We start from the raw sequence: 22,607 nt of genomic DNA on the forward strand, positions 1-22,607 counted from the left end.
ACGAAAAAACACTCCGTTCGGCACAGCCCCAGGGGGGCCGGCAAGATTCGGGACACAGTATACGGGCATAAACACATTCGTCTATACAGATGTATATCAATCGCCCTTCGGTATGATGCGCACTCTCGCACACCACCATGACAAGCCTTCTACTCAGCCCCGCCGACACCTTGCCGGACCCCCTCGCCCCCCCGGGCCCGGGCCGCAAGGCGGTGATTTCGCGCGAGGACATCGTGCAGGCCGCGCTGAAGCTGGTCGGGCCGCACCGCAGCGTCTCGACCCTGAGCCTGCGCGAGGTGGCCCGCGAAGCCGGCATTGCGCCGAACAGCTTCTACCGCCAGTTCCGCGATATGGACGAGCTGGCCGTGACCCTGATCGACATGGCCGGCCAGTCGCTGCGCGACATCATCGGCGAGGCACGGCGACGCGCCAGCGACGGCAGCTCCGTGGTGCGCAGCGCCGTCCAGGCCTTCATGGAGCAGCTGCGCTCGGACGACCGGCTGCTGCACATCCTGCTGCGCGAGGGCACGGTCGGCTCGGACGCCTTCAAGCATGCGGTGGACCGGCAACTGCTGTTCTTCGAGGAAGAGCTGCGCGTCGACCTGATCCGCTTTGCCAAGGCCAACAACACCGGCCTCTACGAACCGGCGCTGACCGCCAAGGCCATCACCCGGCTGGTCTTCGCGATCGGCTCCACCGCGATGGACATGCCGCACGACAAGCTGCCCGAGCTGACCGAGCACCTGGTCATCATGGTGCGCATGATCGTCACCGGCACCCAGACCCTGGCGGTGGTCGGCTCGCCAGACCGCTGAGGCCGGTCCCCGGCAAGAAAAAAGCCCGCCGTCGCGGGCTTTTTTCTTTAATTCAAGCGGCTCAGCGCTTGGCCAGCCGCTGCCAGGTCTCGATCACCGAGTCCGGATTCAGCGAGATCGAGACGATGCCCTCCTGGGCCAACCAGTCGGCGAAGTCCGGATGGTCGCTGGGGCCCTGGCCGCAGATGCCGATGTACTTGCCGGTGGCGCGGCAGGCGGTGATCGCGCGCGAGATCAGGGCCTTGACGGCCGAGTCGCGCTCGTCGAAATCGCCGGCCAGCTGCTCCAGGCCCGAGTCGCGGTCCAGGCCCAGGGTCAGCTGGGTCAGGTCGTTGGAACCGATCGACATGCCGTCGAAATGCTCCAGGAAGGCCTCGGCCAAGATGGCGTTGGACGGCACCTCGCACATCATGATGATGCGCAACCCGTCCTGGCCGCCCGAGGCGGCGCGCTTGAGGCCGCGCTCGGCCAGCATCGCGACGACGCGCTCGGCCTGCTTCACGGTGCGCACAAAGGGCACCATGATCTCGACATTGCTCAGGCCCATCTCGTTGCGCACGCGCTTGAGGGCCTCGCACTCCATCGCGAAGGCGTCGGAGAACTCGCCGCTGATATAGCGCGAGGCACCGCGGAAGCCCAGCATCGGGTTCTCTTCATCGGGCTCGTAGCGCGAACCGCCGATCAGCTTGCGGTACTCATTGCTCTTGAAGTCGGAGAGACGCACGATCACCGGGCGCGGGAAGAAGGCGGCCGCGATCGTCGCGACCCCCTCGACCAGCTTGTCCACATAGAAGGCGCGCGGCGAGGCGTGGCCGCGCGCCACCGACTCGACCGCCTTCTTCAGGTCGGCATCGATGTTCGGATAGTCGAGGATGGCCTTGGGGTGGACGCCGATATTGTTGTTGATGATGAATTCCAGCCGCGCCAGGCCGACGCCGGCGCTGGGCATCTGGGCGAAGTTGAAGGCCAGCTGCGGGTTGCCGACATTCATCATGATCTTGATCGGGCAGTACGGCAGCTCGCCGCGATGCACCTCGCTGACCTCGGTCTCCAGCAGGCCGTCGTAGATGAAGCCGGTGTCGCCCTCGGAGCAGACCACGGTCACCAGCTGGCCGTCCTTGAGCTTCTCGGTCGCGTCGCCGCAGCCGACCACGGCCGGGATGCCCAGCTCGCGCGCGATGATGGCGGCGTGGCAGGTGCGGCCGCCGCGGTTGGTCACGATGGCGCTGGCGCGCTTCATCACCGGCTCCCAGTTCGGGTCGGTCATGTCGGTCACCAGCACATCGCCGGGCTGGACCCGGCCCATATCGGCAATGCTCTCGACCAGACGCACCGGGCCGGTGCCGATCTTCTGGCCGATCGCGCGGCCCTCGGCCAGCACGGCGCTCTGACCCTTGAGCTTGTAGCTCAGCTCGGCCTGACCCTCGGCCTGGCTCTTCACCGTCTCGGGCCGGGCCTGCAGGATGTAGATCTGGCCATCGACGCCATCGCGGCCCCACTCGATGTCCATCGGGCGCTGATAGTGCTGCTCGATGATCATCGCGTACTTGGCCAGCTCGATCACCTCGGTGTCGGTCAGCGAGTAGCGGTTGCGCGCCTCGGGCACGGTGTCCACGGTCTTGACCAGCTTGCCGGAGGCTGCTTTTTCTTCCGGCGTCGCAAACTCCATGCGAATCAGCTTGGAACCGAGATTGCGGCGGATGATGGGCAGCTTGCCCGCCTTCAGCGCCGGCTTGTGAACATAGAACTCGTCAGGGTTGACGGCGCCCTGCACCACCGTCTCGCCCAGGCCGTAGCTGGAGGTGATGAAGACCACGTCCTTGAAGCCGCTCTCGGTATCGATCGTGAACATCACGCCGGCCGAGCCCAGGTCGGAGCGCACCATGCGCTGCACGCCGGCCGACAGCGCGACATCGGCATGGGCAAAGCCCTTGTGCACGCGGTAGCTGATCGCGCGGTCGTTGTACAGCGACGCGAACACCTCCTTCATCTTGTGCAGCACCTCCTCGATGCCGATCACATTCAGGAAGGTCTCCTGCTGGCCGGCGAACGAGGCGTCGGGCAGGTCTTCGGCGGTGGCCGAGGAACGCACGGCGAAGGACACGCCGGGGTTGTCGGCCGTCAGCTGCGCGAAGGAGCTGCGGATGGCCTTTTCCAGCTCGGCCGGAAAGGGCTGCGCCTCCAGCCAGCCGCGGATCTCGGCGCCGGCCTCGGCCAGCGCGCGCACATCATCGGTATCCAGCGTGGACAGGCGCGCCTCGATGCGCTTGTCCAGGCCCTCGTACTTGAGGAACTCGCGGAAGGCGTGGGCCGTGGTGGCAAAGCCGCCGGGCACACGCACACCGGTGGCGGAGAGCTGCGAGATCATTTCGCCGAGGCTGGCGTTCTTGCCGCCAACGACCTCGACATCGCTCATTCTCAGATGTTCAAACGGGACGACCAGGGCGGTCGACTCAAAACGTGCAGACATGGGAAGGCTCCGTGATGTTGAAAATTCGGGGCTCCCACCGTGAGATTCACGGTCTGGACGCGCACAGCCACGGCTCCACCATTTCTGGATTCTTGTAGGAGGCGGGCGGGCTGCATGGAGAATGGGCGTCGCGGGATGTTGGCACCGATTCTACGGGCAAGCGCCACTATGATGTCCAGGCACTTAGAAGCAGCACCCTATGCCCAATCGCACCGTGTATTTCGTCTCGGATGGCACCGGCATCACCGCCGAGACCTTTGGCAACTCCATCCTGGCGCAGTTTCCGACCAAGCCGCGCCATGTGCGCCGTCCCTTTGTCGATACGGCCGAGAAGGCCTATGCGGTGGTGCGCGAGATCAACGAGACCGGCGAGCGCGAGGGCAAGCGCGCCATCGTGTTCGCGACCCTGGTCGACCGCGATGTGCTGAAGATCATGCGCGACCACTGCACCGGCCGCGTGCTGGACATGTTCGGCACCTTCATCGAGCCGCTGGAAGACGAGTTCGAGGTCAAGTCCAACCACCGGGTGGGCCGCTTCTCCGACATCGCCCGCAGCCAGGAATATCACGACCGCATCGAGGCCATCAATTTCTCGCTGGCCCATGATGACGGCCAGTCGGCCAAGAACCTCGATGTGGCCGATGTGATCCTCGTCGGCGTCTCGCGCAGCGGCAAGACACCGACCTCGCTATACCTGGCGATGCAGCACGGCGTCAAGGCCGCCAACTACCCGCTGATCCCCGAGGACTTCGAGCGCGGCAAGCTGCCCGCTTCGCTGGTAGCACACAAGAGCAAGTGCTTCGGCCTGACCATAGACCCGGAGCGGCTCTCGCAGATCCGCAACGAGCGTCGCCCCGGCAGCAAGTACGCCGACATCCTGAACTGCCGCTACGAGATCAACGAGGCCGAGAAGATGATGAAGCGCGACGGCATCGCCTGGCTGTCGTCGACGCACAAGTCCATCGAGGAAATCGCGACAACGATCCTGCGCGACATCCGGCCGGATCGGCTGATCTACTGATGCCCCTGTCCGCCTTGGCGCTGGTGCTGCTGGCGGCGGTCTTGCATGCGCTATGGAACCTGGGCGCCAAGAGGGCCAAGGGCGACCACCATTTCGTCCTGGCCAGCACCCTTGGCATCAGCGTATTGTGGGCGCCGGCTGCGCTCTATATGGGCTGGCAGGAAATGCCGCAATGGCCGCTGGAAGTCTGGCTCTGCGCGCTGGCCAGCGCGGTGCTGCATCTGGCCTACTTCAATAGCTTGTTGAAAGGCTATCGGGTCTCTGATCTGAACATCGTCTACCCGGTGGCGCGCGGCAGTGGCCCGCTGCTTTCCAGTCTCGCCGCCGTACTGCTGCTGGGCGAAAGCCTCGGCCTGCATGGCGCGCTGGGCTTGGCTGCCATCGTGGCCGGCATCGTGCTGATCGCGGCCGGTCCGGAGTTGTGGCGCAGCGGCAGCAGCGCCGAAACCCGCACGCGCCGACGATTAGGCATTCTCTGGGGTGCGCTGACCGGCTTCACGATTGCCGCGTACACCGTGGTGGACGCCTATGCGATCAAGGTGCTGCTGGTCTCTCCGTTGCTGATCTCCTGGGTAGGCAATGTCTTCCGTCTCCCCTTCGCCCTGCCCGCCGTGCTGCGCGACCACGCCGGTTTCATGCCGGCGCTGAAGCGACAGTGGCCCTATGTGCTGATGATGGCGGCACTGAGCCCGACGGCCTATCTGCTGGTGCTGTACGCGATGCAACTCGCACCGCTGTCACGGGTGGCGCCGATGCGCGAGCTGTCGATGCTGGTCGCGGCCCTGCTGGGTGGGCAATTGCTCAAGGAGGATGAGCGCCACTGGCGACTGCTGGGCGCCGGCTGCATCGCCGGCGGCGTGATCGCGCTAGCCCTGTAGGCGCTGCCTCGCCGACTCGTACAGGCAGATCGCCGCCGCGCTGCCGACATTCAGCGACTCTTCGCCGCCCGGCTGCGGAATGCCCACAGTCAGCGCGCAGCGCTGCATCAGCTCGGGCTGCACGCCCTGCCCTTCATGGCCCATGACCCAGGCGCAAGGACTGGGTAGCTGCAGCTGATGCAGTTGCTGGCCGGCATGCGAGCTGGTCGCGACCAGGGGCACGCCCAGCGTGTCGAGATCGGATGGGGCCAGGCCCTCGATCAGGCGCAGGCCGAAATGCGCGCCCATGCCGGCACGCAGCACCTTGGGACTCCACAGCGCGGCCGTGCCCTTCAGGGCCAGGATCTGGCGAAAGCCCATCGCCGCCGCATTGCGCAAAATCGTGCCGACATTGCCGGCATCCTGCAGCCGGTCCAGCACCACCGAGTCCAGGCCCGGCGTCAAGACCTGGCCCTCGGCATGGGGAACCTCGAAGCCGATCTGCGCCGGCGACTCCAGGCCGCTGAGTGTCTTGAACAAAGCGTCCGGCACCACCAGCACCTTGGGCGCGGCATCGGCCAAGGCCTGCAGCGCGGGTGATTGGGCATAGCCGGTCTCGGTCACCACCGCCAGCCTCACCGCATGGCCGCGCTGCAGGCAGGCGCGCGCCAGATGGTCGCCCTCCAGCCAGACCGAGCCCAGCTTGCGGTAGGCGCCGCCGTCCTGCGAGAGTTTGCGCAGGCGCTGCAGCACCGGGTTGTCGCGTGAGGTGATGTGCAGAACTTGGCTCATGAGGATTCCAGCAGCTGTCGCACCGGGCCGAAGCTGCGCCGGTGCCAGGCGCACGCGCCATGGGCGCGCAAGGCCGCGAGATGGTCGGCGGTCGGATAGCCCTTGTGGCCGGCGAAACCATATTCGGGATGCAACTCGTGCATGGCCAGACATTGGCGGTCGCGCGTGACCTTGGCCAGGATGGAGGCCGCCGAGATCGCCTGCACCTTCGAATCGCCCTTGACGATGGCCTCGGCCGGGATCTTCAGCACCGGCAGGCGGTTGCCGTCGACCAGCACCTTGGTGGGCTTGAGCCGCAGGCCCTCGACCGCACGGCGCATCGCCAGCATCGTGGCCTGCAGAATGTTGAGCCGGTCGATCTCCTCGACGCTGGCCTCGGCGATGCAGCAGCACAGCGCCTTGGCGCGGATCTCATCGAACAGGCGCTCGCGCTTCTTCTCGGTCAGCACCTTGGAATCGGCCAGGCCCAGGATCGGGTGCAGCTCGTCGAGGATCACCGCCGCGGCCACCACCGGCCCGGCCAGCGGGCCGCGGCCGGCCTCGTCGACGCCGGCGATCAAGCCGGGTGCGTCCCAGCTCAGGCCCAGCTGTTTCGGCATCGATTCAGGCATGGCCGATGACCTTCGCGATCGCAGCGGTGGCCAGCTGAGCCGTGTTGCGGCGCAGGGTCTCGTGCTGCTGCTGGAAGCGCGCTTGCGCCCGCGCGTAGCGCGCATCATCGTCCAGCCAGGCCAGGCCCTCGCGCGCCAGCGCCGCCGGCGTGCACTCGTCCTGCAGCAGTTCGGGCACCAGAAATTCATTGGCCAGCACATTGGGCAGGCCCACCCAGGGCTGGTAGCGCCGGCTCTTGATTCGCTGCCAGTTGAGCCAGTGCATGCGGTAGGCGATCACCATCGGGCGCTTGAACAGCGCGGCCTCCAGGGTCGCCGTGCCGCTGGCCACCAGCGTGATGTCGCAGGCGGCCAGCGCCTCGTGCGATCGGCCATCGAGCAGCAGCAGATCCAGCCCCGGCGGCAGCAGCGGCGTGATCAGCTCACGCAGCCCCGGCGCCACCGGCATCACAAAGCGCAGCCCGGGCCGCGCGCGCTGCATCAGCAGCGCGGCCTGCAGCAGCGGTGCGGCGATATAGCGGATCTCGCTCTTGCGGCTGCCCGGCAGCAGGGCCACGACAGCATCGCCCTCGCCCAGCCCCAGCGCCGCACGGCTGGCCGCCTTGGGCGGCTCCAGCGGAATCGCATCGGCGAGCGGGTGGCCGACATAGCTCGCCGCGATGCCGGCGCGCTGCAGCAGCTCGGGCTCGAAGGGGAACAGGCACAGCACATGGTCGACCGAGCGGCGGATCTTGTCGACACGCTCGCCGCGCCAGGCCCAGATCGAGGGGCAGACGAAGTGGATGGACTTGATGCCGGCGGCCTTCAGCTGCGCCTCCAGCGCGAAGTTGAAGTCGGGCGCGTCGATGCCGATGAAGGCCTGCGGCGCATCGGCCAGCAGCCGGGCGGCGAGCTGCCGGCGGATAGACAGGATCTCACGCAGATGCAGCAAGGCATCGACATAGCCGAACACCGAGAGCTTGTGGTGCGGCCACCAGGCCTCGAAGCCCTGGGCGGCCATGCGGGGGCCGCCGATGCCCTGGGCGGTGAGGTCCGGCCAGCGCTGGCGCAGCCCCGGCAGCAGCAGGCCGCCGAGCAGATCACCGGAGGCCTCGCCGGCCACCATGCCAAAGCGGGGCGCGGTGTCGTTCATCGTGTCAGCGGATGATGCCGCGCGTGGCGCCGTGCAGGAAGTCCCGCATCAGCTGCACCGTGTCCTTGGCCTCGGGATGCGAGGCCTGCAGGCCGGCCATCTCGATCTCGGCCTGGGCCACGGTCAGACCGCGGCGGTAGAGGATGCGGTACATCTGCTTGACCGCATTGATCTGCTCGGGCGTGAAGCCCCGGCGCTTCAGACCTTCCTGGTTGAAGCTGCGCGCCTCGGCCGTGTTGCCGGCCGCCATGATGAAGGGCGGCAGATCCTGGAACAGGATGGAGCCCATTGCTGTCATGCTGTGCGCGCCGATATGGACGAACTGATGCACGACGGTGAAGCCGCCCAGGATGGCCCAGTCACCGACATGCACATGGCCGGCCAGCTGCGCGTTGTTGGCGAAGATGGTCTTGTTGCCGACCTTGCAGTCATGGGCCAGATGCACATAGGCCATGATCCAGTTGTCGTCGCCCAGCGAAGTGATGCCGTCGTCCTGCGTCGTGCCGCGGTTGAAGGTGCAGAACTCGCGCACCACATTGCGGTCGCCGATGATCAGCTGCGTCGGCTCGCCGGCGTACTTCTTGTCCTGCGGCGCCGCACCGATCGAGCAGAACTGGAAGATCTGGTTGTCGCGGCCGATCGTCGTCGGCCCCTGCAGCACGCAGTGCGCCCCCACCGTCGTGCCGGCGGCGATCTTCACGCCGGCCTCGATGACGGTGTAGGGGCCTACCTGGACCGAGCTGTCCAGCTCGGCCTTGGGGTCGATCAGGGCCGTCGGGTGGATGTTGGACATGGCGCGGCGCTCCGGCGGGTTCAGCAGTCGATGCGGCGCATCGTGCACATCAGCTCGGCCTCGCAGGCCAGCTCCTCGCCGACCCAGACCTTGCCGGTGAACTTGTAGATCGAGGCCTTGGCGCGGTCCAAGGTGACGTCCAGCACCAGCTGGTCGCCCGGCTCGACCGGACGCTTGAAGCGCGCGCCGTCGATGCCGGCGAAATAGCAGACCGTCTTGTCGTCCAGCTCGGCATCCAGGCTGACCAGGGTCAGCACGGTGGCGGCCTGAGCCAGCGCTTCCAGCATCAGCACACCGGGCATCACCGGGCGGTGCGGGAAATGGCCAAGGAAGTGCGGCTCGTTGATGCTGACGTTCTTCAGCGCGCGGATGCGCTTGCCCTTCTCGATCTCCAGCACGCGATCGACCAGCAGCAGCGGATAGCGATGCGGGATCTTCTTGAGGATCTGATGGATGTCCATGGATGTCGTCATAACTTCTTTTCCAGCGCCCGCAGGCGCTCACGCAGCGCGTGCAATTGTCTCAATGTGGCGGCGTTCTTTTCCCAGCTCGCATTGTCGTCGAAGGGAAACACGCCGCTATAGGTGCCGGGCTTGGCGATCGAGCGGGTCACGACGGTGGCGGCCGAGACATGCACGCCGTCGGCCAGGCTCAGATGGCCCAGCACGATGGCGCCACCGCCCACCGTGCAATGCCTGCCGATGACGGCACTGCCGGCCACGCCGGCGCAGCCGGCCATCGCCGTGTGGGCGCCGACGCGCACGTTGTGACCGATCTGCACCAGGTTATCGAGCTTGACGCCATCTTCCAGCACCGTGTCGCCCAGCGCACCGCGGTCGATGCAGCTGTTGGCACCGATCTCGACATCGTCGCCGATGACGACCGCGCCGAGCTGCTCGATCTTTTCCCAGCGGCCCTGCCCGTCATCCGATTTTGTGGGCGCGAAGCCGAAGCCGTCGGCACCGATCACCGCGCCGCTGTGCACGATGCAGCGCGCACCGATGCGGCAATCAAAGCCCAGCGTGACGCGCGGCGCCAATCGGCTGTCGGCGCCGACGCTGGCGCCGCGCTCGAGCACGCAGTGTGCGCCGATGCGCGCGCCGGCAGCAATACGCACACCGGCCTCGATCACGGCCAACGGCCCGATGTCCACGCCCTCGCCCAGCTCGGCATCAGGATCGATCACCGCGCTCGGGTGAATGCGGGCCGGCGCGGACGGACGCACCCGCGCGGCCCACCACTGGGTCAGCCGGGCAAAGTAGAGATAGGGGTCGGGCGTGACGATGTAGGCGCCGCCGCGCTCGGCGGCGGCCTCGGCCATCGCCGGGCCCACGATCACGCAGCCGGCCTGGCTGGCCGACAGCTGCGAGCGGTAGCGCGGGTTGGCCAGAAAGGCGATGGTGGCGGCGTCCGCGCCCTCCAGCGGCCCGATGCGCGCGATGCGCAGATCGGAGGCACCAACAAGATCGCCGCCCAGGGCGGCGATCACTTCGTTCAGCGGGGCGCTGAAGCTCACTTCTGCGAGTTGAGCGCGTCGATCACCTTCTTGGTGATGTCGATGCGGTTGCTGGCGTGCAGCGCATCCTGCACGATCAGGTCGTACTTGTCGGCATCGAAGATCTGCTTGATGACCTTGTTGGCCCGCTCGACCAGCACCGACAGCTCTTCGTTCTTGCGCTGGGTCAGGTCTTCCTGCCACTCGCGGCGCTTGCGCTGCAGGTCGCGATCGGCCTCGACCAGATCGCGCTGGCGGCGGGTCTTCTCGGCCTCGCCCAGCGTCGGGGCATCCTTCTCCAGCTTGTCGGCGGCGCCGCGCAGCTTGGTTTCCAGATCCTTCAGCTCTTTTTCGCGCTTGCCGAACTCGGCCTCCAGCTTGAGCTGTGCTGCCTTGGCCAGATTGGCCTCACGCATCACGCGCTCGCTGTTGACGTAGCCGATCTTCACTTCTTGCGCCTGCGCCGACAGCGTCGATGCACACACCATGGCGGCCAAGGCCACCGATTTCAACAGCTTGCTCTTCATCAGAATGCAGTCCCGATCTGGAATTGGAATTTCTCGATTCTATCCGTGGGCTTCTTGCGCACCGGCGAACCATAGCTCATCTTCAACGGCCCCATGGGAGAAAGCCAGCTCAAACCGATACCGGCCGAGGCCCGTACCGAGTCGCCGGTGATCTTCTCACCATCGCGCCACACATTGCCGGCATCCATGAAGCCGAACAAGCGGAAGGTCTTGTCATTGCCAGCCCCTGGAACGGGCACATAGAGCTCGGCGTTGACATTGATACGGCGGCTGCCGCCCGAATAGGAGCCGGTCACGTCGACCGGGCCGAGCGAATTCGCCTCGAAGACCCGCACCGAACCCAGGCCGCCGGCATAGAAGTTCTTGAAGATCGGGTAGGGGCGACCGCCGATGCCCTTGCCCCAGCCCAGCTCGCTGTTCAGGCCCAGCGTGAACTTGTTGCCCAGCGGGATGTAGTGCTGGTACTGAAGATTGGCACGCATATAGCGCGAATCGCCGACCGCGCTGAGCTCCAGATTGACGCGCTGGTATTTGCCCGAGGTCGGCGACAGGATGCTGTCGCGGTCGTCGCGCTGCCAGCCGATCGTGAACGGGATCGCCATGCTGGACGAGCCGAACTGATGGCGGAACAGGAAGTAGCTATTGGGCAGGCCGGCCGAGGTGGTGATGCGGGTCAGCTCGTAGCCAAGGCCGAAGAACACCGTGTCGACCTCGGAGAAGGGCACGCCGAAGCGCACGGCGGCACCGTGGCTGACCAGCTCGTACTCCTCGCCCAGCGTGTTGATCGGCTTGGTCGTGCGGTAGAACAGATCGATCGCACGCGACACGCCGTCGACCGTGAAATACGGGTCCACCGTGCTGAGCACCAGCGCACGGCCGGTCTTGGCGGTGTTGACCTCGATGCCCAGGTAATTGCCCGAGCCGAACACATTGTCCTGCTTGATCGAGCCCGACAGCGACAGGCTGTTCGCGCTGGAGTAGCCGGCGCCGACCATGATGTTGCCGGTCGGGCGCTCTTCGACCGTCAGCGTCACATCAACCTGGTCGGGCGCACCGGGCACCTCGGTGGTGTCGATCTCGACTTCCTTGAAATAGCCCAGGCGCTCGACGCGGTCGCGCGAGGCCTTGATGCGGCGGCCGTCGTACCAGGCCGACTCGAACTGGCGGAACTCGCGGCGTATCACCTCGTCGCGGGTGCGCGTGTTGCCGGAGATGATGACGCGGCGCACATAGACGCGGCGCTGCGGCTCGGCCACAAAGGTCACGACCACCTGGCCGGTGGCGCGGTCGATCTCGGGCCGGCTCTCGACGCGCGCAAAGGCGTAGCCATACGTGCCGTAAAGATCGGTAAAGAGCCGGGTCGTCTGGGCCACGGCCTCGCCGCGATAGGGCTCGCCGGGCTTCAGCGCGATCAGGCTCTTGAAGTCTTCCTCGCGGCCGAGGAACTCGCCTTCGAGCTTGACCTCGGTCACCGTGTAGGGCTGGCCCTCGTTGACGGTGATCGCGATATTGATGCTCTGCTTGTCCGGCGAGATCGTCACCTGGGTCGAGGTGACGGCGAACTCCAGATAGCCGCGATTCAGATAGTAGGAGCGCAGCGTCTCCAGATCGGCGTTGAGCTTGGCGCGCGAGTAGCGGTCGGTCTTGGTATACCAGGTCAGCCAGCCGCTGGTGGTCTGCTCGAGCAGGCCGGTCAAGGTGCTCTCCGAGAACACCTTGGAGCCGAGAATGCGGATCTCGCCGATCTTGGCCGGTTCGCCCTCGGTCACGGCAAAGCTGACGTTGACGCGGTTGCGCTCCAGCGGCGTGATGGTGGTGCTGACCTCGGCGCCATACAGGCTGCGGGTCAGGTATTGCCGCTTCAACTCCTGCTCGGCGCGGTCGGCCAGGGCCTTGTCGAAGGGCTTGCCTTCGCCGATGCCCACGTCCTTCAGCGACTTGGTCAGCGCCTCGGTGTCGAACTCCTTCAGACCGATGAAGCTGACATTGGCGATGATGGGCCGCTCCTCGATCACGACCACGGCCGAGTCGCCATCGATCTGGATGCGCACATCCTTGAACAGGCCGGTCGCGAACAGCGCGCGCAGCGCAGCCACGCCCTTCTCGTCGTTATAGGTGTCACCGATGCGGAAGGGCAGCGATGCGAACACGGTGCCGGGGTCGGTGCGCTGCAGACCCTCGACGCGGATGTCCTTCAGCACAAAAGGATCGACGGCCCAGGCGGCGCCCGACTGCAGCGCGGCGGCCAACGCCAAAGCCAGGATTGACGGGCGCATCAGCGCAGACTTGCAATGAGATGAGGACATGTGAGATCAGTGCAGGCCCAGCAGGCGGGCCATGTCATTGGAAAGGGCCAGAGTCATCATCAGCAGCATGACCAACACGCCAGCGCGTTGCAGCTGCCGGAGCCACCATTCCGAAACGGGGCGGCCGCTCAAACCCTCGAAAAGATAATACATCAGGTGTCCGCCATCGAGCATCGGCAGCGGCAGCAGGTTCAGCACGCCCAGGCTGACGCTGACCAGCGCGAGAAAGCTCAGGTACTGGGTCAGGCCCAGCTTGGCGGACTGGCCCGCATAGTCGGCAATCGTGATCGGCCCGCTGAGGTTCTTCAGCGAGGCCTCGCCGATCAGCATGCGGCCGAAGGTCGTCAGGGTCAGCGCCGAGACGTCCCAGGTGCGCTTGGCACCCAGCCACAGCGAGTCCAGCGGCCCATGGCTGACCGTCACCAACTCGGGCGCCGAACCCAGCATGGCCTCGATACGGCCCAGGCGCTGGCCGGCGTCGTTGACGATGCGCGGCCGCACCTCCAGCATCAAGACCTGACCCGCGCGCTCGACCTGCCACTGCATCGCGGGCGCTCGCTCGCCCTCGACGCCCTGGGCGCTGGCGCGTATCAGCTCGCGCAGCGCGGCCGCATCACCGGCCGGCCGGCCATCGACGCTGAGCACCCGGTCGCCGCGCCGCAGCCCGGCCTGCTCGCCGGCACCGCCGGCCACCAGCTCGCCCAGCACCGGCTCGCTGAAGGCACCGCCCAGGCCCACCTCGCGCATCAACTGCGCATCGAGTTCGCGGCCACGCAAGGCCTCGGTATCGAGCACCAGCACGCGCCGGCCATGGCCTTGCGCATCGCTGACGCTCAGATGCAGCTTGCCGCCATCGGACAGCACCTGGGTCAGCTGCCAGCGCAGCTCGGGCAGCGACTGCAGCTCGGTCCAGTCCTGGCCATCGCGCGAGGTCGCCTGCACCCAGTCACCGACGCGCATGCCGGCGCGCTCGGCCAGGCTGCCGGCCAGCGGCGCGCCCAGCACGGGCTTGGGCTCTTCGACACCCATCAGATTGACCGCCGCGAACAGGGCGATCGCCAGCAGGAAGTTCGCCACCGGGCCGGCCGCAACGATGGCGGCGCGTTGGCGCAGCGGCTTGTTGTTGAAGGCCTTGGCGCGCTCGTGCGGCGCCACCGGGCCTTCGCGCTCGTCGAGCATGCGCACATAGCCGCCCAGCGGCAGGGCCGACAAGGTGAACTCGGTGGCATCGGGCCCGTTCTGGCGCCGCCAGATCACGCGGCCGAAGCCCACCGAAAAGCGCAGTACCTTGACGCCGCAGGCCTTGGCCACGCGGTAGTGCCCCCATTCGTGCACGACGATCAGCACGCCCAGGGTCAGCAGAAAAGCCAGGATCGTGACCATCACGCGGCCAGGCCCTGCATCAGCGCCCGGGCATGACGGCGGGCACGCTGGTCCAGCGCCAGTAGGCCCTCGACGCTGGCACATTCACCGGCCTCGGGATGCAGCTCCTCAAGGCTGCGCTGGTTGATCTGGTGGATCTGGTCGAAGCGCAGGCGCCGCTCCAGGAAGGCGGCAACCGCCTCCTCGTTGGCGGCGTTCAGCACTGCGGTCGCACCCTCGGCGGCGCGCAAGGCCTGCCAGGACAGGTGCAGGCCGGGGAAGCGGATCGCATCGGCCTCCTCGAAGGTCAGCGAGGGTCCGCCGACCAGGTCCAGGGTCTTGGCACCGGTCGCGATGCGCTCCGGGAAGGCCAGGCCGTAGGCAATCGGCACCCGCATATCGGGCGTGCCGAGCTGGGCCAGCACCGACTGGTCGCGGCACACCACCATCGAATGGATGATGCTTTGCGGATGGATCACGACCTTGATCTGCTCGGGCCTCAGGCCGAACAGCCAGCGTGCCTCGATCACCTCCAGCGCCTTGTTCATCATGGTCGCCGAATCGACCGAGATCTTGCGACCCATCACCCAGTTCGGATGAGCGCAGGCCTCGTCCGGCGTGACCGCCGCGAGGCTGGCCGGATCGCGCTGGCGGAAAGGGCCGCCGGACGCGGTCAGCACGATGTGGTCCAGCCGCTGATGCCAGGTCGAGCGGTCCTCGGGCAGGCACTGGAAGATGGCCGAATGCTCGCTGTCGATCGGCAGCAGGCTGGCGCCGCCCTGCTCGACCGCCTGCATGAACAGCGCGCCGCCCAGCACAATGGCTTCCTTGTTGGCCAGCAGCAGCTTCTTGCCGGCGCGCGCGGCAGCGATGGCCGGCGCCAGGCCTGCCGAGCCGACGATGGCGGCCATCACCGCATCGACCTCGGGGTGGGCGGCGATCTCGGCCAGGCTGTTCGGGCCGTCCAGCACCTCGGTCTTCAAGCCCTGCTCACGCAGCAGGCTGCGCAGCTGGGCCGCCAGGACCGGATCGGGCAGCACGGCAAAACGGGGCCGATGCTGCAGGCATTGCACGGCCAGCTCGTCGACCCGGCTCATCGCGCTGAGCGCGAAGACCTCGTAGCGGTCCGGGTGGCGGGCCAGCACGTCCAGGGTGTTGACGCCGATCGAGCCGGTGGCGCCGAGCACGCAAACACGCTGACGTTGGGACAGATTCATTTCAGATGACTCAGAGAACTCAGGGCCAGGGCCAGCGGAAACACCGGCAGCAAGGCATCGACCCGATCCAGCACGCCGCCATGGCCGGGCAGCAGCTGGCTGCTGTCCTTGGCACCGACGGCCCGCTTGATCAGGGACTCGAACAGATCGCCGACCACACTCATGCAGCTCAGGAACAGCAGGGCCAGCACACCAACGGGCAAGGCCTGAGCCCGCAGCAGGAGCTGATAGAGGCTGGGCGAATCGACCGCCAGATGGCGATCGATGCCAAAAGCCCAGGCAAAGCCCAGCAGCAGCACGCCCAGCATGCCGGTCCAGACCCCCTCCCAGCTCTTGCCGGGGCTGATCGCCGGCGCCAGCTTGCGACGGCCGAAGGTCCGCCCGCCGAAATAGGCCGCGATATCGGCCATCCAGACCAGGCAGAAGATGGACAGCAGGAAATTGATGCCGACGGCCTTGGCCTGGGCCATCGCCAGCCAGGCCGCCCACAGCGCCAGCGCGCCGAGAATCAGCCGCAAGGGCTTGGAAGCCTGCGGCCAGGCCGCCGGCCCGCCGCGCAGCGCATAGGCTCCGCCCAGCACCCAGATCAGGGCCGCCAGCCACCAGCACCAGGCCGGCGGTGCGCTCAGGCCCATGGCCAGCAAGGTCCCGGCACAAAGGCCGGCAATACCGGCGCCGAACAGCAGGGCCGGCAGGCCGGGCAGACCGTTCAGCCGCGACCACTCCCAGCCGGCAGTGGCAATCATCACCAGGGTCAGCAGTGCGAACGGCCAGGGCGAGGCCGCGAACAGGGCCGGCAGCAGGACCGCCAGCAGCACCAGGGCCGTGAGAATGCGCTGTTTGAGCATGCTCAGGCGCCAACCGCAGCCGGCACTTCCTTGACGCCGCCAAAGCGCCGATCACGCGCACGGAAGGCGGCGATCGCCGCATCCAGCTGGGCCTCGCCGAACTCCGGCCACAGGCAGTCGGAAAACACGAACTCGGTGTAAGCCACCTGCCAGAGCATGAAGTTGCTGATGCGCACCTCGCCACCGGTGCGGATGAACAAGTCCGGGTCGGGCGCATAGCTCATCGCCATGAACTCGCCGAGCTTGGCCTCGGTCATCTCCTCGGCCGGCACGCCGGCCTTGATCGCAGCCTTGGTGGCCTGCACGATGTCCCAGCGGCCGCCGTAGTTGAAGGCGACGTTGAGCGTCAGCTTGCTGTTGTGGCGGGTCGAGGCCTCGGCCTCGTTCCAGGCATTGCGCAGCTTGTCTGACACCGCCTCGCGGTCGCCGACGATGCGGATGCGCACCCCCATCGCGCCCATGCGCGCCAGATAGCGCGACACTGCCGCCAGCACCAGGCCCATCAGGCCCGAGACCTCGTCGCTGGGCCGCTTCCAGTTCTCGCTGGAGAAGGCGAACACGGTCAGATACTCGATGTCGCGGTCGATGCAGGCCTGCACCACCTTGACCAGGGCATCGACGCCCTGCTTGTGGCCGAAGAAGCGCGGCAGAAAGCGCTTCTTCGCCCAGCGGCCATTGCCATCCATCACGATGGCGATGTGGCGGGGGACCGCCTTGCTCTCGATAGTCACCGCAGCGCTTCCGCTCAAACCGCCATGATCTCGGCTTCCTTGCCGGAGATCAGCTTGTCGATCTCGGCGATCGTGCGGTCGGTCAGCTTCTGCACCTCGTCGGTGCTGCGACGCTCGTCGTCCTCGGTGATCAGCTTGTCCTTCAGCAGCTTCTTGGCCTGCTCGTTGGCGTCGCGGCGCAGATTGCGCACCGCGATCTTGGCGTCTTCACCGGCATTGCGCACCACCTTGGTCAGGTCGCGGCGGCGCTCTTCGGTCAGTGCCGGCATCGGCACACGGATCAGATCACCCTGGGTGGCGGGATTCAGGCCCAGATCCGACTCGCGGATCGCCTTCTCGATCTTGGCGCCCATGCCTTTTTCCCAGGGTTGGACGCTGATCGTGCGGGCATCGACCAGGGTGACATTGGCCACCTGGGAGATCGGCACCATGGAGCCGTAATAGTCGACGCTGACCTGGTCGAGGATGCCAGGGTGGGCGCGACCGGTGCGTATCTTCTGCAACTCGCTCTTGAAGGACTCCACCGACTTGGCCATCTTCTGTTCGGCCGTCTTCTTGATATCTGCAGTGCTCATGATTCTTGACCTTGCTCTGTCTTAGTCTCTAACGCGGGACCCGCCTCACACGTGGACCAGCGTGCCCTCGTCTTCGCCCATCACGACGCGCTTGAGCGCACCCGGCTTGAAGATGCTGAACACCTTGATCGGCAGCTTCTGGTCGCGGCACAGCGCGAAGGCGGTGGCGTCCAGCACCTGCAGGTTCTTGGCGATAGCCTCGTCGAAGCTGATGCGCGAGTAGCGCGTGGCGTTCGGGTCCTTCTTGGGGTCGGCGCTGTAGACACCGTCCACCTTGGTAGCCTTCAGCACGATCTCGGCGCCGATCTCGGCGCCACGCAGCGCGGCAGCGGTGTCAGTCGTGAAGAAGGGATTGCCGGTGCCGGCCGCGAAGATCACCACCTTGCCCTCTTCGAGGTACTGCAAGGCCTTCGGGCGCACATAGGGCTCAACCACCTGTTCAATCGCAATGGCCGACATCACGCGGGCCGTCATGCCTTCCTGGCGCATCGTGTCGGCCAGGGCCAGCGAATTCATCACCGTGGCCAGCATGCCCATGTAATCGGCGGTGGCGCGATCCATGCCCACCGAGCCGCCGGCGACGCCGCGGAAGATATTGCCGCCGCCGATCACGACGGCCACCTCGACACCCATTTGCGTGATCTCCCGCACCTCCTGCACCATGCGCACGATGGTGGCACGGTTGATGCCGTAGGCGTCGTCGCCCATCAGGGCCTCGCCGGAGAGTTTGAGCAGGATGCGTTTATGCGCGGGCATTCTTACCTCGTCAATGCTGTTGAGTGCCGCGATTCTTCCAGACCTCGTGGGTCCAAAGTCGCGGGCACAAGTGTAAAGGGCGCCACTGGCGCCCTTTATTTCTGCCGGGGCTTATTGCCCCTTGGCGGCGGCCACCTGAGCGGCCACCTCGGCGGCGAAGTCGTCCACCTTCTTCTCGATGCCCTCACCCACCACGTACAGGGTGAAGCCCTTCACCGTGGTGGCCTTGTCCTTGAGCATCGCGCCGACGGTCTGCTTGCCATCGGCGGCCTTCACGAAGACCTGGTCCAGCAGCGAGACTTCCTTCAGGAACTTCTGCACCGAACCCTCGACCATCTTGGCGACGATGTCGGCCGGCTTGCCGGACTCGGCAGCCTTCTCGGCAGCGATCTTGCGCTCCTTCTCGACCAGCTCGGCCGGCACATCGGCCGACGACAGCGCGGCCGGCTTCATCGCGGCGATGTGCATGGCGACGTCCTTGGCGGCGACTTCGTCACCGTCAAACTCGACCACCACACCGATGCGGGTGCCGTGCAGATAGGAAGCCAGCTTGGCGCCCGAAGCGTAGCGCTGGAAGCGGCGGATCGACATGTTCTCGCCGATCTTGCCGATCAGGCCCTTGCGCACATCTTCCACGGTCGGGCCGAAGCCTTCTTGCGACAGCGGCAGGGCCGACAGCGCGGCCACATCGGCCGGCGCCTGCTCGGCGATCAGGCCGGCGCAGGCGTTGACGAAAGCCAGGAAGGCATCGTTCTTCGAGACGAAGTCGGTCTCGCAGTTGACTTCCAGCAGCGCGCCATTGGCACCGACCACAGCGGTGGCAACCACGCCTTCGGCGGTCACGCGCGACGAGGCCTTGCCGGCCTTGTTGCCCAGCTTGACGCGCAGGATTTCCTCGGCACGGACCAGATCGCCTTCGGCTTCGGTCAGGGCCTTCTTGCATTCCATCATCGGTGCATCGGTGCGGGCGCGCAGTTCGCCGACCATGCTTGCGGTAATAGCAGCCATTTTCTTTCTCCGTTTCTTGCGAGCGCCGTGTGCTTTCGCCCCACCGCACCCTTTGCATTTGCTTTGAAAAAAGGGGGCTGAACTCAGCCCCCTCTCGCCCAGGCGCTGAAGGCTTAAGCGCCTTCGCTGACTTCCACAAACTCGTCGCCGGCCGGGGCCACGGCTTGCACCAGCTCGTTGCCGGCGTTGGCACGGCCTTCCAGCACCGCGTCGGCCACAGCCTTGGCGTACAGGGCCACGGCCTTGGCCGAGTCATCGTTGCCGGGGATCACGTAGTCGATGCCTTCGGGCGAGTGGTTGGTGTCAACCACGCCGATCACCGGAATGCCCAGCTTCTTGGCTTCGGCCACGGCAATCTTGTGATAGCCGACGTCGATCACGAAGATCGCGTCCGGCAGGGCGCCCATGTCCTGGATGCCGCCGATGTTCTTTTCCAGCTTGGCCAGGTCACGCTGGAACATCAGCGCTTCCTTCTTGATCGCGGGCTGGGTGCCGGCGTCGACCTGGGCTTGCATGTCCTTCAGGTTCTTCAGCGAACCCTTGACCGTCTTGAAGTTGGTCATCATGCCGCCCAGCCAACGCTGGTCGACATAAGGCACGCCGGCGCGCTGGGCTTCCAGGGCGATGACTTCACGGGCTTGGCGCTTGGTGCCGATCATCAGCACGGTGCCGCGCTTGGCGGACAGCTGGCGCACGAACTTCATCGCCTCTTCGAACGCCGGCAGCGTCTTCTCGAGGTTGATGATGTGAATCTTGTTGCGATGGCCGTAGATATACGGGGCCATCTTGGGGTTCCAGAAGCGGGTTTGGTGACCAAAGTGGACGCCGGCTTCCAGCATTTCACGCATCGTAACGGACATGGGTAACTCCGAAGGTTGTGTCTAAAATCCGGCTCGAATTGCCCTGCACACTTCAAGCAGCAGCAACACCTTTCGATAGCCGGTTTGCGATTAGTTTTGCGTTGCCTCCCGCCCGGATGAGCAGACTCGCAAACAGCAAAACCCAAAGAGTATACACGACCCATGCCCCATAACCTGAGCGGCGCCCCGCAAGGCCTGCACAGCGGCCCCGTGCGAGCCGCCGACGCGATGCAAGAAACCGTGGCAGCCGAGCCTGCCGACCGGAAGCGGGGAGACTGAGATGCGCATCGCAGTCATAGGCGCCGGCATTATCGGCGTCAGCACCGCCTACGAGCTCGGCGCGGACGGCCACGAGGTCACCGTGTTCGAGCGCAGCGGCAGCGTCGCGGCTGAGACCAGCTTTGCCAACGCCGGCATCGTCGCGCCCGGCTATGTCGGCCCCTGGGCCGCACCGGGCATGCCAGCCAAGCTGTTGCGCCAGCTGTTCGCCAGCCATGCCGCGGCGCGGCTGGGCGGCCCGCCGAGCGCCGCTACGCTGTCCTGGCTGTGGCGCTGGTGGCGAGCCTGCAAGCCCAAAACCCATGCCACGAACCGGCGCCGCATGCATGGGTTGGCGGCTTACAGCGCCGAGCGCCTGCGCACGCTGCGCCAGCAGCTGCAGCTGGACTACGAGCGCGCCGACGGCTATCTGGTGCTGCTGCGCAGCGCGCGCGAGCTCGCCGCCGCCCAGCCAGGCCTGCAACTGCTGGGCGAGCTGGGCGTGGCCCACAAGCTGCTGGACGCCGCGCAGTGCCGGGCCGTCGAGCCGGGCCTGAATCCGGACACCGCGCTGGCCGGCGGCATTCATCTGGCGCAGGACGAGGTCGGCAACTGCCGCCAGTTCACCCATCTGCTGCGCGGCGAGGCCCAGCGCCTGGGCGTGCGCTTTCGCTTCCACACGACGGTGCGCCGCATTGAGCCGGGCAGCGCGCCGCTGCTGGTGCATGAGTACACGCCGCCCGACGAGGGTCAGATCGTGCGCAACGAGGCCGCCAGCCGCGAAGGCCCGTCCACCCTGCCCCAGCCGATCGAGCCGCAGCAGGAACGCTTCGACGCCATCATCGTCTGCGCCGCGATGGGCTCGGCCGCGCTGCTGCGCCCACTGGGCCTGAAGCTACCGCTGGCCGCCGTGCACGGCTACTCGATCACCGCACCGCTGCGCCAGCTCGAGGCCCACCCCGATCTGGGCCCGCGCGCCGGCCTGATGGACGAGCGCTACAAGGTCGCGATCAGCCGCATCGGCCAGCGCGTGCGCGTGGCCGGCAGCGCCGAGCTGGGCGGCGACCCGGCCGCCTTCAATGCCAAGTCCATCTCCACCCTGCACAAGGTGCTGCACGACTGGTTTCCCGGCGCCACGCACACGACGCAGGCGCAGCGCTGGAAGGGCGCTCGCCCGATGCTGCCCGATGGCCCGCCGGTGCTGGGCGCCAGCGGTGCGGCCGGCGTCTGGCTGAACCTCGGCCACGGCAGCAGCGGCTGGGCGCTGGCCTGCGGTTCGGCGCGCGTGCTGGCCGACCAGCTCGCGGGCCGATCACCGGGCGTCGATGTCGAAGGCCTGGACATCGGCCGTTTGCGCTAATCTGCCCCCATGCGCCCCGCCCTGCGATCGCTCGAGCACCTGCCGCTGCATGGCACGGCCAGCAGTCGCGCGATCGAGGCCCAGGCCTTGCAGACAAGCCGGCCTCATGCGCTGATGCAGCGCGCCGGCGCCGCCGTCGCCAAGCTGGCGCTGGCACTGCAGCCGCATGCCCGCCAGATCTGGTTGCTGTGCGGGCCCGGCAACAACGGTGGCGACGGCCTGGTGGCCGCTCGGCTGCTGCAGGCCGCCGGCAAGCAGGTGCGCATCAGCCTGTGCAGCACCGCCGGCCGCGCCGCGCCACCCGATGCCGCCTGGGCCTTGCAGCAGGCGCAGGCGGCCGGCCTGGCGATCGAGACGGTGCTGCCGACCAGTCCGCCCAAGGCCGATCTGCTGATCGACGCGCTGCTGGGCCTGGGGCTGAGCCGCGCGCCCGAGGGCGCCGCCGCCGAGGCGATTCGCCTGATCAACCACCACCCTGCCCCGACGCTGGCGGTGGACTTGCCCAGCGGCATGGATGGCGACAGCGGCCGGGCCTCACTGAGCGTGCAGGCGCAGCACACGCTGGCGCTGCTGAGCTTGAAGCCCGGCCTGTTCACGGCCGAGGGCCGCAGCCTGTGCGGCGAGATCTGGTGGGACGATTTGGGCCAAGCACCGGCCGGCAGCGCCGATGCGCGGCTGCTGGGGCGACAGGCCTTGCGCGACTGGCGGCGGCTCAGCGGACCGCGCGGGCACGCCAGTCACAAGGGCAGCTGGGGCGATGTGCTGGTGGTCGGCGGTGCCACCGGCATGCGCGGCGCCGCCTGGCTGGCAGCG

General features: G+C 66.9%; 22 protein-coding genes. 5 read left to right on the plus strand and 17 right to left on the minus strand.

Annotated features, from left to right (window positions below):
- Positions 1 to 137 precede the first annotated feature (137 nt).
- Positions 138 to 815: an HTH-type transcriptional repressor FabR gene (gene fabR, locus PO768_RS07280; RefSeq protein WP_272645522.1), complete on the plus strand. Its 678-nt coding sequence runs from the start codon at positions 138 to 140 to the stop codon at positions 813 to 815.
- A 61-nt stretch (positions 816 to 876) separates the two neighbouring features.
- On the opposite strand, the gene ppsA is transcribed toward fabR, so the two are convergent.
- Positions 877 to 3,285 (minus strand): phosphoenolpyruvate synthase, encoded by a 2,409-nt coding sequence (gene ppsA, locus PO768_RS07285; RefSeq protein WP_272645523.1) that lies wholly within the window; start codon positions 3,283 to 3,285, stop codon positions 877 to 879.
- Between the two features lie 199 nt (positions 3,286 to 3,484).
- Here ppsA and ppsR point away from each other — a divergent pair, with 199 nt between their 5' ends.
- Both ppsR and PO768_RS07295 read left to right on the plus strand, forming a co-directional pair.
- Complete coding sequence (ppsR, locus tag PO768_RS07290) at positions 3,485 to 4,306, plus strand: posphoenolpyruvate synthetase regulatory kinase/phosphorylase PpsR (RefSeq protein ID WP_137941780.1); 822 nt, start codon at positions 3,485 to 3,487, stop codon at positions 4,304 to 4,306.
- Positions 4,306 to 5,184 carry an EamA family transporter gene (locus PO768_RS07295; protein WP_272645524.1) on the plus strand — a complete coding sequence of 293 codons (879 nt, stop codon included), beginning with the start codon at positions 4,306 to 4,308 and terminating at the stop codon, positions 5,182 to 5,184. The genes ppsR and PO768_RS07295 overlap by 1 nt, the downstream gene beginning before the upstream one ends.
- Here PO768_RS07295 and PO768_RS07300 read toward each other — a convergent pair.
- From PO768_RS07300 to rpsB, 16 genes are all read right to left on the minus strand, one after another.
- Positions 5,173 to 5,955, minus strand: coding sequence for a TrmH family RNA methyltransferase (locus PO768_RS07300; protein ID WP_272645525.1), 783 nt, complete (start codon positions 5,953 to 5,955; stop codon positions 5,173 to 5,175). The genes PO768_RS07295 and PO768_RS07300 overlap by 12 nt on opposite strands.
- A complete protein-coding gene (gene rnhB, locus PO768_RS07305) occupies positions 5,952 to 6,566 on the minus strand; it encodes a ribonuclease HII (RefSeq protein WP_272645526.1) in 615 nt (204 codons plus the stop codon). Before rnhB ends, PO768_RS07300 begins: the two co-directional genes overlap by 4 nt.
- Entirely contained in the window at positions 6,559 to 7,698 is a 1,140-nt protein-coding gene (gene lpxB, locus PO768_RS07310) for a lipid-A-disaccharide synthase (protein WP_272645527.1), read from the minus strand. The genes rnhB and lpxB overlap by 8 nt, the downstream gene beginning before the upstream one ends.
- A 4-nt stretch (positions 7,699 to 7,702) precedes the next feature.
- Positions 7,703 to 8,491, minus strand: a complete 789-nt coding sequence (gene lpxA, locus PO768_RS07315; protein WP_262969543.1) for an acyl-ACP--UDP-N-acetylglucosamine O-acyltransferase — start codon at positions 8,489 to 8,491, stop codon at positions 7,703 to 7,705.
- Between the two features lie 20 nt (positions 8,492 to 8,511).
- Positions 8,512 to 8,952, minus strand: coding sequence for a 3-hydroxyacyl-ACP dehydratase FabZ (gene fabZ, locus PO768_RS07320; protein ID WP_137941774.1), 441 nt, complete (start codon positions 8,950 to 8,952; stop codon positions 8,512 to 8,514).
- An 8-nt stretch (positions 8,953 to 8,960) separates the two neighbouring features.
- Entirely contained in the window at positions 8,961 to 10,007 is a 1,047-nt protein-coding gene (gene lpxD / locus PO768_RS07325; RefSeq protein ID WP_272645528.1) for a UDP-3-O-(3-hydroxymyristoyl)glucosamine N-acyltransferase, read from the minus strand.
- Positions 10,004 to 10,513: an OmpH family outer membrane protein gene (locus tag PO768_RS07330; RefSeq protein WP_272645529.1), complete on the minus strand. Its 510-nt coding sequence runs from the start codon at positions 10,511 to 10,513 to the stop codon at positions 10,004 to 10,006. The genes lpxD and PO768_RS07330 overlap by 4 nt, the downstream gene beginning before the upstream one ends.
- A complete protein-coding gene (gene bamA, locus PO768_RS07335; protein WP_137941771.1) occupies positions 10,513 to 12,789 on the minus strand; it encodes an outer membrane protein assembly factor BamA in 2,277 nt (758 codons plus the stop codon). The genes PO768_RS07330 and bamA overlap by 1 nt, the downstream gene beginning before the upstream one ends.
- Before the next feature lie 36 nt (positions 12,790 to 12,825).
- Positions 12,826 to 14,205 (minus strand): RIP metalloprotease RseP, encoded by a 1,380-nt coding sequence (rseP, locus tag PO768_RS07340; protein WP_272645530.1) that lies wholly within the window; start codon positions 14,203 to 14,205, stop codon positions 12,826 to 12,828.
- Positions 14,202 to 15,398 (minus strand): 1-deoxy-D-xylulose-5-phosphate reductoisomerase, encoded by a 1,197-nt coding sequence (locus PO768_RS07345; RefSeq protein ID WP_272645531.1) that lies wholly within the window; start codon positions 15,396 to 15,398, stop codon positions 14,202 to 14,204. The genes rseP and PO768_RS07345 overlap by 4 nt, the downstream gene beginning before the upstream one ends.
- Positions 15,395 to 16,246 carry a phosphatidate cytidylyltransferase gene (locus tag PO768_RS07350; protein ID WP_272645532.1) on the minus strand — a complete coding sequence of 284 codons (852 nt, stop codon included), beginning with the start codon at positions 16,244 to 16,246 and terminating at the stop codon, positions 15,395 to 15,397. Before PO768_RS07350 ends, PO768_RS07345 begins: the two co-directional genes overlap by 4 nt.
- Positions 16,247 to 16,248: 2 nt before the next feature.
- On the minus strand, positions 16,249 to 16,977 hold the full coding sequence (uppS, locus tag PO768_RS07355; RefSeq protein ID WP_269840555.1) for a polyprenyl diphosphate synthase: 729 nt from the start codon (positions 16,975 to 16,977) through the stop codon (positions 16,249 to 16,251).
- A 14-nt stretch (positions 16,978 to 16,991) separates the two neighbouring features.
- The gene (gene frr, locus PO768_RS07360; RefSeq protein WP_137941767.1) at positions 16,992 to 17,552 is read right to left on the minus strand and encodes a ribosome recycling factor; all 561 of its coding nucleotides are present in this window, start codon (positions 17,550 to 17,552) and stop codon (positions 16,992 to 16,994) included.
- Positions 17,553 to 17,597: 45 nt separating this feature from the next.
- Positions 17,598 to 18,308 carry a UMP kinase gene (pyrH, locus tag PO768_RS07365; RefSeq protein ID WP_137941766.1) on the minus strand — a complete coding sequence of 237 codons (711 nt, stop codon included), beginning with the start codon at positions 18,306 to 18,308 and terminating at the stop codon, positions 17,598 to 17,600.
- A 111-nt stretch (positions 18,309 to 18,419) separates the two neighbouring features.
- On the minus strand, positions 18,420 to 19,316 hold the full coding sequence (tsf, locus tag PO768_RS07370) for a translation elongation factor Ts (protein ID WP_137941765.1): 897 nt from the start codon (positions 19,314 to 19,316) through the stop codon (positions 18,420 to 18,422).
- Positions 19,317 to 19,429: 113 nt separating this feature from the next.
- Positions 19,430 to 20,176 (minus strand): 30S ribosomal protein S2, encoded by a 747-nt coding sequence (rpsB, locus tag PO768_RS07375; RefSeq protein ID WP_137941764.1) that lies wholly within the window; start codon positions 20,174 to 20,176, stop codon positions 19,430 to 19,432.
- 280 nt (positions 20,177 to 20,456) lie between these two features.
- On the opposite strand from rpsB, the gene PO768_RS07380 reads away from it, so the two are divergent.
- Together PO768_RS07380 and PO768_RS07385 are read left to right on the plus strand one after the other, a co-directional pair.
- On the plus strand, positions 20,457 to 21,794 hold the full coding sequence (locus PO768_RS07380; RefSeq protein ID WP_272645533.1) for an FAD-dependent oxidoreductase: 1,338 nt from the start codon (positions 20,457 to 20,459) through the stop codon (positions 21,792 to 21,794).
- Positions 21,795 to 21,803: 9 nt separating this feature from the next.
- Positions 21,804 to 22,607 (plus strand): NAD(P)H-hydrate epimerase (locus PO768_RS07385; RefSeq protein WP_272645534.1); only part of this gene is annotated, 804 nt, incomplete at its 3' end.

Source organism: Paucibacter sp. XJ19-41 (genome assembly GCF_028462495.1).
In the GTDB taxonomy this organism is placed as follows: Bacteria; Pseudomonadota; Gammaproteobacteria; order Burkholderiales; family Burkholderiaceae_C; genus Roseateles_E.

Bases quoted from the DNA above. Each gene is read 5' to 3' on its own strand.
- lpxA (WP_262969543.1), bottom strand. From the start codon at position 8,491: ATGTCCAACATCCACCCGACGGCCCTGATCGACCCCAAGGCCGAGCTG.
- bamA (WP_137941771.1), bottom strand. From the start codon at position 12,789: ATGCGCCCGTCAATCCTGGCTTTGGCGTTGGCCGCCGCGCTGCAGTCG.
- frr (WP_137941767.1), bottom strand. From the start codon at position 17,552: ATGAGCACTGCAGATATCAAGAAGACGGCCGAACAGAAGATGGCCAAG.
- fabZ (WP_137941774.1), bottom strand. From the start codon at position 8,952: ATGGACATCCATCAGATCCTCAAGAAGATCCCGCATCGCTATCCGCTG.
- lpxB (WP_272645527.1), bottom strand. From the start codon at position 7,698: ATGAACGACACCGCGCCCCGCTTTGGCATGGTGGCCGGCGAGGCCTCC.
- tsf (WP_137941765.1), bottom strand. From the start codon at position 19,316: ATGGCTGCTATTACCGCAAGCATGGTCGGCGAACTGCGCGCCCGCACC.
- rnhB (WP_272645526.1), bottom strand. From the start codon at position 6,566: ATGCCTGAATCGATGCCGAAACAGCTGGGCCTGAGCTGGGACGCACCC.
- pyrH (WP_137941766.1), bottom strand. From the start codon at position 18,308: ATGCCCGCGCATAAACGCATCCTGCTCAAACTCTCCGGCGAGGCCCTG.
- PO768_RS07330 (WP_272645529.1), bottom strand. From the start codon at position 10,513: ATGAAGAGCAAGCTGTTGAAATCGGTGGCCTTGGCCGCCATGGTGTGT.
- PO768_RS07350 (WP_272645532.1), bottom strand. From the start codon at position 16,246: ATGCTCAAACAGCGCATTCTCACGGCCCTGGTGCTGCTGGCGGTCCTG.
- rpsB (WP_137941764.1), bottom strand. From the start codon at position 20,176: ATGTCCGTTACGATGCGTGAAATGCTGGAAGCCGGCGTCCACTTTGGT.
- ppsA (WP_272645523.1), bottom strand. From the start codon at position 3,285: ATGTCTGCACGTTTTGAGTCGACCGCCCTGGTCGTCCCGTTTGAACAT.
- PO768_RS07345 (WP_272645531.1), bottom strand. From the start codon at position 15,398: ATGAATCTGTCCCAACGTCAGCGTGTTTGCGTGCTCGGCGCCACCGGC.
- fabR (WP_272645522.1), top strand. From the start codon at position 138: ATGACAAGCCTTCTACTCAGCCCCGCCGACACCTTGCCGGACCCCCTC.
- PO768_RS07380 (WP_272645533.1), top strand. From the start codon at position 20,457: ATGCGCATCGCAGTCATAGGCGCCGGCATTATCGGCGTCAGCACCGCC.
- ppsR (WP_137941780.1), top strand. From the start codon at position 3,485: ATGCCCAATCGCACCGTGTATTTCGTCTCGGATGGCACCGGCATCACC.
- PO768_RS07300 (WP_272645525.1), bottom strand. From the start codon at position 5,955: ATGAGCCAAGTTCTGCACATCACCTCACGCGACAACCCGGTGCTGCAG.
- PO768_RS07295 (WP_272645524.1), top strand. From the start codon at position 4,306: ATGCCCCTGTCCGCCTTGGCGCTGGTGCTGCTGGCGGCGGTCTTGCAT.